11 protein-coding genes are annotated in these 13896 nt (G+C 62.4%); 3 read left to right on the forward strand and 8 right to left on the reverse strand.

From position 1 onward, the window contains the following. Positions 1–29: 29 nt before the first annotated feature. The 3 genes from AN189_RS08055 to AN189_RS08065 all read right to left on the reverse strand — a co-directional run bounded on the left by AN189_RS08055 (position 30) and on the right by AN189_RS08065 (position 3343). A complete protein-coding gene (locus AN189_RS08055) occupies positions 30–809 on the reverse strand; it encodes an ATP-binding cassette domain-containing protein (RefSeq protein ID WP_056033791.1) in 780 nt (259 codons plus the stop codon). A gap of 9 nt (positions 810–818) precedes the next feature. Continuing rightward, positions 819–2159, reverse strand: a complete 1341-nt coding sequence (locus AN189_RS08060) for a sugar ABC transporter permease (protein ID WP_083484319.1) — start codon at positions 2157–2159, stop codon at positions 819–821. Between the two features lie 152 nt (positions 2160–2311). Beyond that, a complete protein-coding gene (locus AN189_RS08065) occupies positions 2312–3343 on the reverse strand; it encodes a substrate-binding domain-containing protein (protein ID WP_056033794.1) in 1032 nt (343 codons plus the stop codon). A 231-nt stretch (positions 3344–3574) separates the two neighbouring features. On the opposite strand from AN189_RS08065, the gene AN189_RS08070 reads away from it, so the two are divergent. Further along, positions 3575–4816: an ROK family protein gene (locus tag AN189_RS08070; protein ID WP_056033797.1), complete on the forward strand. Its 1242-nt coding sequence runs from the start codon at positions 3575–3577 to the stop codon at positions 4814–4816. Beyond that, positions 4813–6291 carry a CRTAC1 family protein gene (locus AN189_RS08075; RefSeq protein WP_056033800.1) on the forward strand — a complete coding sequence of 493 codons (1479 nt, stop codon included), beginning with the start codon at positions 4813–4815 and terminating at the stop codon, positions 6289–6291. Before AN189_RS08070 ends, AN189_RS08075 begins: the two co-directional genes overlap by 4 nt. Before the next feature lie 100 nt (positions 6292–6391). Here AN189_RS08075 and AN189_RS08080 read toward each other — a convergent pair whose 3' ends face one another. From AN189_RS08080 to AN189_RS08095, 4 genes are all read right to left on the reverse strand, one after another. Further along, on the reverse strand, positions 6392–7684 hold the full coding sequence (locus AN189_RS08080) for a cytochrome-c peroxidase (RefSeq protein WP_253279586.1): 1293 nt from the start codon (positions 7682–7684) through the stop codon (positions 6392–6394). Between the two features lie 103 nt (positions 7685–7787). Further along, positions 7788–8852, reverse strand: coding sequence for a glycine betaine/L-proline ABC transporter ATP-binding protein (locus AN189_RS08085; protein WP_056033803.1), 1065 nt, complete (start codon positions 8850–8852; stop codon positions 7788–7790). 4 nt (positions 8853–8856) lie between these two features. Continuing rightward, on the reverse strand, positions 8857–9891 hold the full coding sequence (locus AN189_RS08090) for a proline/glycine betaine ABC transporter permease (protein WP_056033806.1): 1035 nt from the start codon (positions 9889–9891) through the stop codon (positions 8857–8859). A 104-nt stretch (positions 9892–9995) separates the two neighbouring features. Next, positions 9996–10955 carry an ABC transporter substrate-binding protein gene (locus tag AN189_RS08095; protein ID WP_056033809.1) on the reverse strand — a complete coding sequence of 320 codons (960 nt, stop codon included), beginning with the start codon at positions 10953–10955 and terminating at the stop codon, positions 9996–9998. A gap of 184 nt (positions 10956–11139) precedes the next feature. On the opposite strand from AN189_RS08095, the gene betC reads away from it, so the two are divergent. Continuing rightward, positions 11140–12648: a choline-sulfatase gene (gene betC / locus AN189_RS08100; protein ID WP_056033814.1), complete on the forward strand. Its 1509-nt coding sequence runs from the start codon at positions 11140–11142 to the stop codon at positions 12646–12648. Positions 12649–12680: 32 nt separating this feature from the next. Here the strand turns inward: betC and AN189_RS08105 are convergent, their stop codons facing one another. Further along, on the reverse strand, positions 12681–13892 hold the full coding sequence (locus tag AN189_RS08105) for an acyl-CoA dehydrogenase (RefSeq protein ID WP_056033817.1): 1212 nt from the start codon (positions 13890–13892) through the stop codon (positions 12681–12683). Positions 13893–13896: the final 4 nt, after the last annotated feature.

The following is a 13896-nucleotide window of genomic DNA, read 5'->3' on the forward strand; positions in this document are numbered from 1 at the left end:
GGCCTGTGCCACGTCGTCACGCCACTGGATCAGGCCGCAGCCTGCCCCGGTTTTTTGCCCAGAATGATCATGCCAAGGATGTCATCGTCGGTCACATCCTCGACCTTTTCGGTGCCGACCAGCTGTCCGTTCTTCATCACGGACACGCGGTCGCACAATTCCATGACATCGGCGATGTCGTGGCTGATCAGGAAAATGCCCAGACCCTGGCGCTTCAACTCTTGCACCAGCTCGGCCACCATCTGGGTTTCCTGTGGACCAAGTGCTGCGGTCGGTTCGTCCATGATCAGGATTTTCGCATCGAAATAAACCGCCCGCGCGATGGCGACGGACTGACGCTGACCGCCCGACAATGCGCTGACCGGTTCCGCGAATTTTTTGAAATTCGGGTTCAGGCGGTGCATGATCTTGCGAGCCTCGGCCTCCATCTGGGCATCGTCCAGCATCCCGGCCCGGGTGGTCAGCTCGCGGCCCAGAAACAGGTTGCTTGCCGCATCCAGGTTATCGGCAAGCGCCAGCGTCTGATAGATGGTTTCGATGTTATAGGCCCGGGCATCACGGGGGTTGTTGATCTCGGCCTTTTCGCCGTTGACGTAGATTTCGCCGCTATCGGCGGCATAGGCGCCGGACAGGATCTTGATCAGCGTCGATTTGCCAGCGCCGTTGTGCCCCAGCAGGCCCACGACCTCGCCGGGATAGAGGTCGACGGTGACATTATCGACAGCCTGAATACCGCCAAAGGCGATCGATATATTGCGCATCTCGACCAATGGGGTCCCGCTGCGGTCGATTGTAGTTTGCTCAGCCATGTCAGACCCTTACTTTGATTTGCGACGGTAGAGAATGTCGAGGAACACAGCCAGCACCAGCACGGAGCCCACGACGACCTGCTGCATGCCGGCGTCAAATCCGATCAGCACCATGCCCGATTGCAGCGACTGCATAACCAGCGCGCCCAGGATCGCGCCAAAGATCGTGCCGACGCCGCCCGCAAGCGATGTGCCACCGATGACGGCAGCGGCAATGACGTAGAGCTCGTCCAGCGTGCCCAGTGCGTTGGTGGCGGAATTCAGACGCGCCGACGCCACGACAGAGGCGAGGCCCGCCAGACCGCCCATGATCGCGAAAATCTTGACCGTCATCCATTTGGTGTCGATGCCGGCAAGGGCTGCCGCCTCGGGGTTGCCACCGATGGCAAAGACGTAGCGCCCGAACCGCGTGCGGGTCAGCAGGAAATTCATGCCCACCGCGACAACCGCCAGGATCAGCACGGGAATCGCAAAACCATAGCTGATCTGCAGGCCGGTTTCCGGGACGACCACATCATTGGCCGCCGCCCATTGGTTCACGATGCCACGGGGCCAGTAGTATGAATTGACCAAAATGACCGCGCCGATCGTCGCCCCGCATCCCAGCAATGCCAAGAAGCTGTCGGCCCAGACCGGGCGCTGCTTGAACTGGAACTTGGTCCGCTGACGGCGGCCGTTCAGCACGCCAAAGATGATGCCGCCACAGACGACCAGACCCACGATCCAGCTGCCCGTGGCACCGACCGCGCCGTAAGGCCCGCCGCCCAGCAGGGCAAAGGTGCTGTCCACAGGTGAAATCGTCTCGCCGCGTGCAATCAGGAAGGCCGCACCGCGCCAGACCAACAGACCGCCCAGCGTCACGATGAACGCAGGAATTGCACCATAGGCAATCAGCGACCCCTGGAATGCACCAATGATCGCACCGCACAGGATGCCCGCCAGAACCGCGATGATCCAGATCAGCGGATGGCCCAGCCCCAGGATCGGCGGCAGGATATAGACCTGCAACATGCCCATGACGATGGCGCAGAACCCCAGGATGGACCCCACCGACAGATCGATGTGGCGCGTGATGATGACCAGCACCATGCCCGTCGCCATGATCCCGATGCTCGACGTCTGCACGCTGAGGTTCCACAGGTTGCGCGGCGTCAGAAACGCACCAAAGTTGTTCACGATGGCCCCATACATGTGGAAACCGACCCAGATCAGTGCCAGCGCGGCCACCATGCCGATCAGCCGCGTGTCCAGCTCGGTCGCGGTCAGGAACCGGGACCAGATGCCCGGTCGGTCCGCAGCGGGCGGTGGGTTCGAAGGCGACGCGGGCGTCGCGGCAGTGCTGTCAGTCATGTTCTGTCCTGCGCGTGTAATCTGATCTGTCAATGAGGGCCCGCAACCGGCGCAAAGGCGCAGCGGTCTATGCAGGCAAACATGATCGCGGCAGCACCGCGGTCATGCGGGTGTCCGGCGCGGGGCAGGCCCGCGCCGGATTTTCGGTTGCCTTACTGGCAGGCTGCGACGGTTTCCATCGCGCCTTCACATGCCTGCTCTTTCGAGATGTGGCCTGCGTCGATCGCGAGGTTCAGGTTGTCGGCGGTGATCGGCGTTGGTGCGAGGAAGATGGCGTTCATCTCCACACCGTTTTCGCCACCGGCCCACTTTTGTGCCTCGGGCACGGCGTCCAGTGCGGTGCCGCTGGCCAGTGCGACAGCGATATCAGCGGCACGACGGCCCAGATCACGGCTGTTTTTCCACACGGACACGGTCTGCGTGCCACGTGCAACGCGGTTCAGCGCAGCAAGATCGCCGTCCTGACCACCGACCGGCACGTCCAGACCCTGCGCTGCAAGTGCTGCAATCGCACCACCGGCCATACCGTCGTTCTGGGACAGCACGGCGTCGATGTTGTTGTCGTTCGACGTCAGGATCTGTTCCATGTTGCGCTGAGCGTTCTCGGGCTTCCAGCCGTCGGTGAATGCCTCGCCTGCGATGGTGACGGCACCGCTGTCGATCATCGGCTGCAACACTTCCATCATGCCTTCCAGCAGGAACAGCGCGTTGGGGTCACCGGGATCGCCCTTGATGATGGCATAGTTGCCTTCGGGGGCAGCGGCGGACACGGTTTCGGCGATGATCGTGCCGACACCCTTGTTGTCAAAGGTCAGGTAGAATGCACGGTCGTCCTCGATCAGACGGTCATAGCCGACAACGGGGATGCCTTCGGCAGCGGCTTGGTCGATTGCCGGCCCGATCGCGTCCTTGTCCATCGCAAGGATGATCAGCGCGTCAGCACCCTGTGCGATCAGGGCTTCGATGTCGGTCAGCTGCTTGGCCGCAGACGCCTGCGCGTCAGCAGAAATATAGCTTGCGCCAGCCGCTTCGAGGGCGGCCTGGATGGCTGCTTCGTCGGTTTTCCAGCGCTCTTCCTGAAAGTTGGACCAGCTCACGCCAACAGTGACGCTGTGGCTTTCGGCCAGCGCGGCAGAGCTGAAACCGACCGTCGCGATGACGGCGGCGATAATTGACTTGTTCATTGTGTCCTCCCAGACGGTTGTGCCGCGCAACGCGCGGATTCGGGATCTCCCCCGGTGCACAAGAGCATGCCCACTTTATTTCAGTTGTCAAAATAAATTACGCCAGCCCGTGAAATATTCTTGCCATATCCGCCATCAATCGGCGTAATGCACCGCATGCACGGCAATGGAGGGCCGTGCGATCCGAATAATGGCCGCATGCGGCGATTATTTATTTCGGGAGGTAAAGAAATGGATGCCGAAGCGCCCGACATCAGCGCCGTGCCGGGGTGTGGACCACGCGTCGGAACGCAGGACGGTCAGACGCTGTCCCTGCGCCAGCAGGTCTTTGCCCATGTGCGCGCCGTCGGACAGGCATCGCGGGCTGACATTGCACGTGGGCTCGATGTCTCTGCGGGGTCGGTGACGGCGATCACGGCCGATCTGATCCAGCTGGGTTTACTGACGGAATGCACAGCCCCCGCCCGCGAACAGGGCCGCGGGCGCCCGCCCGTCGCCTTGTCCGTCGTGCCGGGCTTTGCCTGTGTGGTGGGGGTCAAGATCGCCGATGCCAGCCTGTCCGCGGTTGTGACCGATTTTGCGGGCATCACACGCGCCGACATCAGCAGGCCCAGCGCGCGCAGCCGCAAGACACCCGAAGACCTGATCACCGAACTGGACCAGCTGATTTCCGACCTTCTGGCGGGTGCGGGTTTGACCATGCCGGACATTTCCGGGATCGGGCTGGGCCTGTCCGGAATCGTCGATCATGAAACGGGTATCGTGCCGTGGTCGCCCTTGCTGTGGGGGGTCGACATACCACTGGCACAGCTGGCCCGCGCCCGTTTCGGCGTGCCCGTCACGCTGGACAACGATGCAAATGTGCTGACACTTGCTGAACTGTGGTTCGGTCAGGGGCGCAATCGCCCCGATTTCGCCGTGGTCACCATCGAACACGGTGTCGGCATGGGGCTGGTCCTGAACAACCGCTTGTTCCGCGGCAGCCGCGGCATGGGTCTGGAACTGGGCCATACCAAGGTTGCGCTGGACGGAGCGCTGTGCCGCTGTGGCCAGCGTGGCTGTCTGGAGGCCTATCTGGCGGATTATGCACTGGCCCGCGAGGCTGCGACCGCATTGAACGACACCGACCCCACGACAGACCCCGGACATCTGATCGAACGGCTCTATGCGCAGGCGCAGGCGGGCAATGTGGCGGCGCGCACGATCTTTGACCGCGCGGGGCGCTATCTGGCCGTCGGGCTGGCCAATGTAGTCCAGTTGTTCGATCCCGCGCTCGTGATCCTTGCGGGCGAACGGATACGCTATAATTATCTTTTCTCGCAGGATGTTGTGACCGACATGGAAACCCTGACCCTGACCGAAGGCCGGTCGCGTTGCCAGATCGTGACCCATGTCTGGGATGATCTGGTCTGGGCGCGTGGTGCGGCCGCACTCGCGCTGTCGGCACTGACAGACAGGCTGCTGTCCGCATGATCCGGGCGTTGGTCCTGATCGCCTGGGCTGCACCTGCCGCAGCACAGGTCAGTTTCGCCGACGTCTCGGACAGGCTGGGCGGTCACGTCTATGACGGCGGTTGGGAACATTTCGTCGGCGGTGGCGTGGCGGTCATGGATTGCGACGGCGACGCGCGGCCCGATCTCTTTGCCGCGGGCGGCAGCAATCCCGCGGCCCTGTGGCGCAATACAGGTGACATGCAGTTCGCGCCAATGCCTTTGCCCAGGCTGACCGGCGTCACGGGGGCCTATCCGCTGGATATCGACGCCGATGGCCACATGGACCTCTATGTGATGCGCGTGGGCCCCGACGTGGCCCTGCGCGGCGGACCGGGTTGCGCCTTTAGCGACGCCACGCAGCAATGGGGCATCCCGCAGTCCGATCAATGGACAACCGCCTTCACCGCCTGGTGGGAGGACGACAACCGCCCAATCATGGCCGTGGGTCACTATGTCGATCGCGCAGACCCCGACGGCCCGTTCGAGGCCTGCGACACCAACACGATCCTGCGCCCGACACCCGAAGGCTACCGGGCGGAAACCCTTGAACCGGGGTTCTGCGCCCTGTCGATGCTTGCCGCATCCGATGCGCGGGGCCGCATGGCGCTGCGGATCTCCAACGACAGGCATTATTACGTTCGGACCGGTTACGAACAGATGTGGGACATCGCGGACCGCCGGTTCCTGGGTCCGGCCGACGGCTGGGAGGATGTCTCGCTCTGGGGCATGGGGATCGCCAGTGCCGATCTGACAGGCGACGGCCGCGACGAGGTGATGCTGACCTCCATGGGGGATCAATTGATGCAACTCGCCCAGCCAGACGGCACCTATGCGCGCGCGCCGTTCGGCCTGGGCACCTATGCGCAGCGCCCCTTCATCGGTGACGATGGCCGCCCCTCGACGGGCTGGCATGCGGAATTCGGCGATGTGGACAATGATGCGCGCCCCGATCTGTTCATCGCCAAGGGCAATGTCGACCAGATGCCAACCAATGCCATGGCCGACCCCAACAACCTGCTGATCCAGCAGTCGGACGGCAATTTTGCCGAGGCTGCCGAAACCGCAGGTGTCGCCGATACCGCGCGGGCACGGGGCGCGGCGCTGGCGGATTTCGACGGTGACGGCCTGCTGGATCTGGTGGTCGTCAACAGACGGGCCAATATGCTGCTGTACCGGAACACCACGGCACAAGCGGGCCACTGGATCGGATTGTCCCTCAGCCAGCCCGGCGGCAACCGCAATGCAATCGGCGCGCGGGTCAGCGTGACGACAGACCAGGGCAGCCAGATCAGGGAACTGCGCGTGGGCGGCGGGCACGCCGGCGGACAGGCGCTGCCGCTGCACGTCGGGCTCGGCTCTGCCAGGCAGGCCGATGTCACGATCACCTGGACCGATGGCACCACGTCACGCGCAACCTATGCAGCCGGCCTCATCCACAACATCCAACGCCCCTGACCCGCCTTGCAGGTCAGCGACCCGGTGCCGATCCCTGTATCATCTTGCCCGAAATACTCCCGCCGGAGGCACCCACCCGCGCCACCGGCGCACCGCTTGGTCAGTCCGGAACAGGCAGACCTGACGGGACGCTGTCCGGTACGCCCAACCGGCCGTCGATCGCCACAGGATCGGTCAGCGTATCCAGAAACGCCACCAGTGCCGCGATGTCCGCGTCCGACAGTGCGACCGGCGCGGCCGTGACGGCTGCCGCGATGGCATTCACCTGTGCGGTGTCTTCCAGCGCGCGCGCATCCGCCACCGGCAGGTCAGGCAGGGCCGCCTGCCCCAAATCATAGCGAGCAAGTGCCGCCACAGGATCCGCGTGATCGGCAATGAAACCGGCCAGCGTCGCATGGCTGCCTGCGTGCCCATAAGGTGCGGTCAATGCGATGTTGCGCAGGCTCGGCGTTCGGAACGCATAGAGGTCATCGGGGTTGCCCGTCACCTCGGCGCGGCCCCGGTCGTCATAGCGTGTCTCGAACCGTGCCCCCTTGCCAGGTCCGATCTGCGGAACCCCCATGGCGTGGAAATCATGGTCCGTCAGAAACGGGCCGCTGTGGCAATCCGCGCAGCCGGCCGCTCCATAGAACAGCTCCATGCCCTGCTGTGCCGCGCCCGTCAGTCTGGCCTCGCCACGCAACACCGCGTCGAACGGCGCTGTGTCGGACCGCCATTCCAGCGCCATGAAGGCCGCGACGGCATCAGAAATATCCGTGAACCCTATGTCATCGGCCGTTTCGATATCATCAAAGGCCGCGATGAACATGTCCGTATAGGCAGGCACCCCCGCCACCTTGCGCGAGATCAGGTCCCAGGCCCCGCCCGGCCCGGTCAACCGCCCCTGCCGCACCGCCAGCGCGATCGGGTTTTCCTGATAATGACCCGCCATTTCGTCGGGGCTGAGCACCGGGAACATCGTTTGTGCCGACAACAAGGAGGCAAAACCGCTGGCCATGTCCTCGGCCAGTGGCGTGCGCAGCCCGCCGGGGCGGCTTTCGTCCACGGCGATGCGCCCGTCATGGAACAGGGTCGTGAATTCATGCGCACCCAGATTGAACAGCGCGGGCGCATTGCGCGGGATGCGTTGTTCGGGCAGGTTGTCGGGATCCGCACGCCTGTCCGGACCCAGCCCCGTGGCCCCGTCGCCCAGCCCCAGCGACAGCCCGTCGCCGGTGCCAAATTTCGGATGATGGCAGGTGGCGCAGGCGACCTGATCGCTGCCCGACAGGATCGGATCGTAAAACAGCAATTGACCCAGTTCTGCCTGCGCAGGATCTACCGGCGCATAATCGGCATCCGTGATCGCAGGCGGCAACACCGTTTCCGCAGCCCAGACCGCACCGGCAAGCATCGTCACCGCACCTGCGCCCAACATCCGTTTCTTCACTGATTGTCCTCCACCCTCGGGCGTAGAATGCAACAGCGCAGAACGTCGGGCAACGCGATTTTGCGCCTCAGGCGCTCAGGCGACGCGCCGGGTCAGAGGCCTCGACCGGGACAAGCGCGCGCACCAGATCGCGCATGTGCAGCAGGCCGACCTGTTGACCGTCCTGCATCACACGGTAATGCAGGTTGGTGTCGCCCTCTGACATGGCAATCACGCGTTCAAGGTTGGAATTGGCGTCCACCTCGCCTGCGATGTTCGGCACTTCGGTCGTGGTGGGCTTCATCACCGACCGGACCCGCAGCACGCGCGCCCGATTGATGTCAGCGATAAAGTCCATGATATAAGGATCATTGGGGTGCAGCAGGATGTCCTGCGGCTCGCCTTGCTGGATGACTGCCCCGTCCTTGAGGATCACGAGGTGATCGGCCAGTTTCAGCGCCTCGTCCAGATCATGCGTGATAAAGACAATGGTCTTGTGCAGCTCTCGCTGCAATTCCAGCAGCAGGTCCTGCATGTCGGTGCGGATCAGCGGGTCGAGGGCGGAAAATGCCTCGTCCATCAACATGATCTCACTGTCGGATGCCAGCGCGCGCGCGATGCCGACACGCTGCTGCATGCCGCCCGACAGCTGGTTGGGATAATGCCCGCCATACCCATCAAGGCCCACGCGTTCCAGCCACTTTTTACCTTCGGTATCGGCGGCGGCGGCATTTTCGCCGCGCACGCGGCGCGCCATGCCTGCGTTTTCCAACACCGTGCGATGCGGGAACAACGCGAATTTCTGGAATACCATCGACATGGTATTTTGGCGCAGGCTGTGCAGTTTGGTTTCGTTGTAGGACAGCACGTCCTCGCCGTTGACGATGATCTCGCCGGCGGTGGGTTCGATCAGGCGGTTGAGGTGCCGGATCAGCGTTGATTTGCCTGACCCCGACAACCCCATGATGACCGTCACCTCGCCTGCGCGAATATCGACGTTGATGTCCTGCAGGCCCAGCACGTGATGGTGCTGTTCCAGCAGTTCGGGTTTGCCCAGCCCTGCGCGGACGTATTCCAGCGCGGATTTCGGATTGTCGCCGAAAATCTTGTAGAGGTTGCGGATCGAAACCTTGATGTCTTTTTGGTCTGTCATGGTTTCACTGCTCGCTCGTGTTGATGCGGCCCAGTGCCGCCTTGGTTGCGCGGTCCAGCAGGATCGCCAGCAGCACGATACAGAATCCTGCGACTAGCCCGACGCCCAGTTCCAGATTGTTGATGCCGCGCAGCACCAGACGGCCCAGCCCCGGTGCGGACACCAGCGATGCGATGACCACCATGGCAAGGCTCATCATGATGGTCTGGTTGATACCGGCCATGATGTTGGGCAAGGCCAGCGGGATCTGTACGCCCGTCAGCTTTTGTCGGCTGGACATGCCGAATGCGTCGGCGGCCTCGATCACGTCCTTGTCCACAAGCCTGATCCCGAGGTCGGTCAGTCGAATGACCGGCACGATAGCATAAAGGATGATTGCGATACCGTAGAGCTTGCTCTCGGTCACGGAGAACAGGAAGATCAGGGGGATCAGATAGACAAAGGTCGGCAGCGTCTGCAGCATGTCCAGAATGGGGATCGTGATGCGCTGCATCGTGTTGCTCTTGGACATGGCGATGCCGATGGGCACGCCAAGAACGACCGAGAATATCGTACAGACAAAGACGATCGACAGGGTCGCGATCGCCGCGTCGTAGTGGTCGATGATCGCCATGAACAGGAACGAGAACGTCACCAGCACCAGCACCCCGACGGACCGCGCGGTGAACCAGGTCAGAAGCATCAACAGCGGGATCATGATAAACCACGGCGTTGCCTGAAACCAGACCAGCGCCTGATCCAGCAGCCAGCCCAGTGGGGCCGTGATGGGGTCCAGCACGAACCGCAGCTCGTCCTTGATCCCGATAAAGCTTTGTTCGACCGCCTCTGTCATGTCACGTGTGCGCGGAATGGTATTGCAGGATCCGTGCAGCACATCGAGCGACGGAAACGGCGTGTCCATCAGCGGCGTGGCGGCGGCGCTGTTGTCGGCCCCCGTGGCCTGCGCCATCAGTTCGGCCATCGTCATCGGCCCGCCGGTGGCTTCGCCACACCAGGCCTGCAGGCCCAACGCCTCAAAGAATTTGTCGTAAAAGGCCATGAAACACCCGTCCCGTTCGCGCAAATGCAAAGGCCAGCGGAGCGCGGCCTTTGCCATTCATATTGGAAAAGGCCCCTGCCGCACGGCAAGGGCCAATTTTCGGATTACTGGATCAGGCCGGCCAGGTTGGTGGCTGCCTCTTCGTTCAGCCACTGCGACCAGACGTCAGAGTTGTTGGTGATGAAGTAGACAGCGGCCTCTTCGGCAGAGGCGTTGTTCTCCTCTTTCCATGCCAGCACTTCACCCATCTGCGCGTTGGTGAACGACACCTTGGACATCATGTCGGCGATCTCGGGGTTATCGTCCTGAAAGGTCGTGGTCACGATCGTCTTGACAGGACCGACGGGATAGGACGACAGGCCGACGCCTTCGCATTCGGGGTTGGAGTTACACATGTGCACCTCCTCGTTGAAGGGGCCCAGATCGACCATCGTCATGTCATACTTGCCCAGAACAGAGGTCGGTGCCCAGTAGTAGCCCAGCCAGGGTTCCTGGTTTTCGAAGGCCGCCGCGATGGATGCGGCCATCGTCTCGCCCGAGCCATGCTGGAAAATTTCGAACCCGTTGTCCGCCAGACCAGCGGCCTCGGTCAGCGATGCGTTGGTGTTCTTGCAGCCCCATCCGTCAGGGCAGTTGTGGAAACGGTTGTCCAGCAGGTCGGCGTTGGCCTTCACACCTTCGAGCGTGGCAAGCTCCGGGTGCTGTTCGACCAGATAGGTCGGAATCCACCAGCCCTCGACACCGCCGTCGGACAGCACGTCGCCCAGCGTGACGATGCGGCCAGCCTCGGACAGCTCGCCATATGCGGGGGTCCCGTTGATCCACAGCTCGGTCACGATGTCGGGCTTGCCGGTTTCGGACACCGACGCCAGCGATGTGACGGTCGCGGACGGCACGGTGGTGACTGTGCAGCCATAGCCCTGTTCCATCAGGAATTTGGACACATAGGTCACAACAGCAGAGCTGTCCCAGTTCATCTCGGTGATCGACACCTCGCCACAATCGGCAAGCGCCATGGTCGGTGCTGCAAATGCGACGGCAGAAGCCAGTAGTGCTTTTTTCATGAATACATCCCTGTTTTGCGCCGGTCGCGATCAGAACAATCGGCGTCGTTTTTGTGATAGGTACAAGAGACAATAGCCTGTCCTCTATTGCAACCCTGCCTTCCGACTGATTCAAACAAATGAAATGTACGGCAGGCCGTTTCGACAAAGTGCCGCAACGTCACCCGCCAGAACTGGACCCCATGTGACCCATCCCAACATCCTCATCATCATGGTCGATCAGCTGAACGGCACCCTGTTTCCCGATGGCCCTGCCCCCTGGCTGCATGCGCCGCACCTGAAACGGCTGGCGGCGCAATCGGTGCGGTTCGCCAATTGCTACACGGCATCGCCCCTATGTGCGCCGAGCCGGGGTGGGTTCATGTCGGGCCAGTTGCCATCGGTGACTGGCATCTACGACAATGCGGCCGAATTTCCGTCGGACCTGCCCACCTATGCCCATCACCTGCGGCGCTCTGGCTACCAAACCTGTTTGTCGGGCAAGATGCATTTCGTCGGTCCCGACCAGTTGCACGGGTTCGAGGAACGCACGACAACCGACATCTACCCCGCCGATTTCGGCTGGACGCCCGACTATCGCAAACCGGGCGAACGCATCGACTGGTGGTATCACAACATGGGGTCCGTCACCGGTGCCGGCGTGGCCGAAACCACCAACCAGATGGAATACGATGACGAGGTCGCCTATCACGCGGTGCGCAAGATCCGCGAATACGGGCGCGGACTGGACCCGCGGCCCTGGTGCCTGACCGCCAGCTTTACCCATCCGCATGACCCCTATGTGGCGCGGCAGAAATACTGGGATTTGTATAACGATTGCGACCACCTGGACCCGCAGGTTGCAGCGCTCGACTATGCCGTGCATGATCCGCATTCCCAGCGTATTTTTGATGCCAACAACTGGCGCGATTTCGACATCACCGACCGCGATATCCGCCGGTCGCGTCAGGCCTATTTCGCGAACATCTCTTACCTCGACGACAAGGTGGGCGAGATGCTGGATGCCCTCGCAGCCACGCGCCAGGAGGCAGTGATCCTGTTCGTTTCCGACCACGGAGACATGCTGGGCGAACGCGGTCTGTGGTTCAAGATGAGCTTTCGCGAGGGATCGGCCCGCGTGCCGATGATGATCAGCGCACCGGGCCTGACACCCGGTCTGGTCACTGACGCCGTATCCAACATCGACGTCTGCCCCACGCTATGCGATCTGGCGGGGATTTCGATGGCCGAGGTCATGCCATGGACCCAAGGCGAAAGCCTGATCCCGGTGGCAAATGGCACCCCGCGCAGCACGCCAGTCGCGATGGAATACGCGGCAGAGGCCAGCTATGCCCCGATGGTCGCATTGGTGCAGGACGGCTGGAAATATACGCGTTGCGCGCTGGACCCTGACCAGCTGTTCGATCTGAACACCGACCCGCATGAAATGGTGAACCGCGCGGATGATCCCGCAGCGCAGGCCATCATGGACCGGATGCGCGCCATGGCCGATGCGCGCTGGGATCTGGACCGTTTCGACGCGGACGTGCGCAAATCGCAGGCCCGCCGCTGGGTTGTCTACGAGGCACTACGTCAGGGCGGCTATTATCCGTGGGATTTCCAGCCGCTGCAAAAGGCGTCCGAACGGTTCATGCGCAACCACATGGACCTGAACATCGTCGAGGAAAACGCCCGTTTCCCGCGCGGCGAATAGCACCGGGCGCGCGGCCCGGTGCTGTTTGCGTCCTAGAAAAACGCCTGCAATCCGGTCATTGCACGCCCCAGGATCAGCGCATGAACGTCATGCGTGCCCTCGTAGGTGTTGACGGTTTCCAGGTTGATCATGTGGCGCATGATATGGAATTCGTCGGAAATTCCGTTGCCGCCATGCATGTCGCGGCTGTGACGGGCGATATCCAGCGCCTTGCCGCAGTTGTTGCGTTTGATCAGGCTGATCATTTCGGGTGCGGCCTGACCTGTGTCCATCAACCGACCGACCTGCAATGCCGCCTGCAAACCCAGAGTGATTTCGGTCTGCATATCCGCCAGCTTTTTCTGGAATAGCTGGGTCTGCGCCAATGGTTTGCCAAATTGCTTACGGTCCAGCCCGTATTGACGGGCGGCATGGAAGCAGAACTCTGCGGCCCCCATCGTGCCCCATGCGATACCGTATCGCGCACGGTTCAGGCAGCCGAACGGCCCCTTGAGGCCCTGCACACCCGGCAACAGCGCATCCTCGCCCACGGCCACGTCCTTCATGACGATCTCGCCGGTGGTCGAGGCCCGCAACGACAGCTTGCCGCCGATCTTGGGCGCGGAAAGGCCGTCCATCCCCTTTTCCAACACAAAGCCGCGGATCTTGCCGTCATGCGCCTCTGATTTCGCCCAGACGACAAAGACATCCGCGAATGGTGCGTTTGAAATCCACATCTTGGACCCGTTCAGCACGTATCCATCGGCGGTTTTGCGGGCGGTGGTTTTCATGCCGCCCGGATCGGACCCCGCATCAGGTTCCGTCAGGCCGAAACAGCCGATCAATTCACCGCTGACCAGACCGGGCAGGTATTTCTGACGCTGCTCTTCGGACCCGTAGGCGTGGATCGGATACATCACCAACGAGGATTGCACCGACATCATCGACCGATAGCCGCTGTCCACACGTTCCACCTCGCGCGCGATCAACCCGTAGGTGACATAGGACGCGCCCAGCCCGCCGTATTCTTCGGGGATGGTGCAGCCCAGCAGACCCGCCTGCCCCATCAGCGGGAACAGTTCAGGGGCCGCCGCCTCGTCGCGGTAGGCCTGCGTGACGCGCGGTTGCAGTTCGGATTGGGCAAAGTCGCGGGCGGCATCGCGCAGCATGCGCTCATCCTCGGTCAGCTGGGTTTCCAGCAAGAGCGCGTCGCTCCAGTCAAAGCTGCCCAGGTCGGGGCCCATGCCAATCATGTCTTTTGCCATGTCG

The sequence above is a fragment of the Loktanella sp. 3ANDIMAR09 genome (genome assembly GCF_001420005.1).
GTDB lineage: Bacteria > Pseudomonadota > Alphaproteobacteria > Rhodobacterales > Rhodobacteraceae > Loktanella.

Coding starts and splice junctions, on each gene's coding strand:
- AN189_RS08075 (WP_056033800.1), top strand. CDS start 4,813: ATGATCCGGGCGTTGGTCCTGATCGCCTGGGCTGCACCTGCCGCAGCA.
- AN189_RS08060 (WP_083484319.1), bottom strand. CDS start 2,159: ATGACTGACAGCACTGCCGCGACGCCCGCGTCGCCTTCGAACCCACCG.
- AN189_RS08055 (WP_056033791.1), bottom strand. CDS start 809: ATGGCTGAGCAAACTACAATCGACCGCAGCGGGACCCCATTGGTCGAG.
- AN189_RS08095 (WP_056033809.1), bottom strand. CDS start 10,955: ATGAAAAAAGCACTACTGGCTTCTGCCGTCGCATTTGCAGCACCGACC.
- AN189_RS08080 (WP_253279586.1), bottom strand. CDS start 7,684: ATGCTTGCCGGTGCGGTCTGGGCTGCGGAAACGGTGTTGCCGCCTGCG.
- AN189_RS08085 (WP_056033803.1), bottom strand. CDS start 8,852: ATGACAGACCAAAAAGACATCAAGGTTTCGATCCGCAACCTCTACAAG.
- AN189_RS08090 (WP_056033806.1), bottom strand. CDS start 9,891: ATGGCCTTTTACGACAAATTCTTTGAGGCGTTGGGCCTGCAGGCCTGG.
- AN189_RS08070 (WP_056033797.1), top strand. CDS start 3,575: ATGGATGCCGAAGCGCCCGACATCAGCGCCGTGCCGGGGTGTGGACCA.
- AN189_RS08065 (WP_056033794.1), bottom strand. CDS start 3,343: ATGAACAAGTCAATTATCGCCGCCGTCATCGCGACGGTCGGTTTCAGC.
- AN189_RS08105 (WP_056033817.1), bottom strand. CDS start 13,892: ATGGCAAAAGACATGATTGGCATGGGCCCCGACCTGGGCAGCTTTGAC.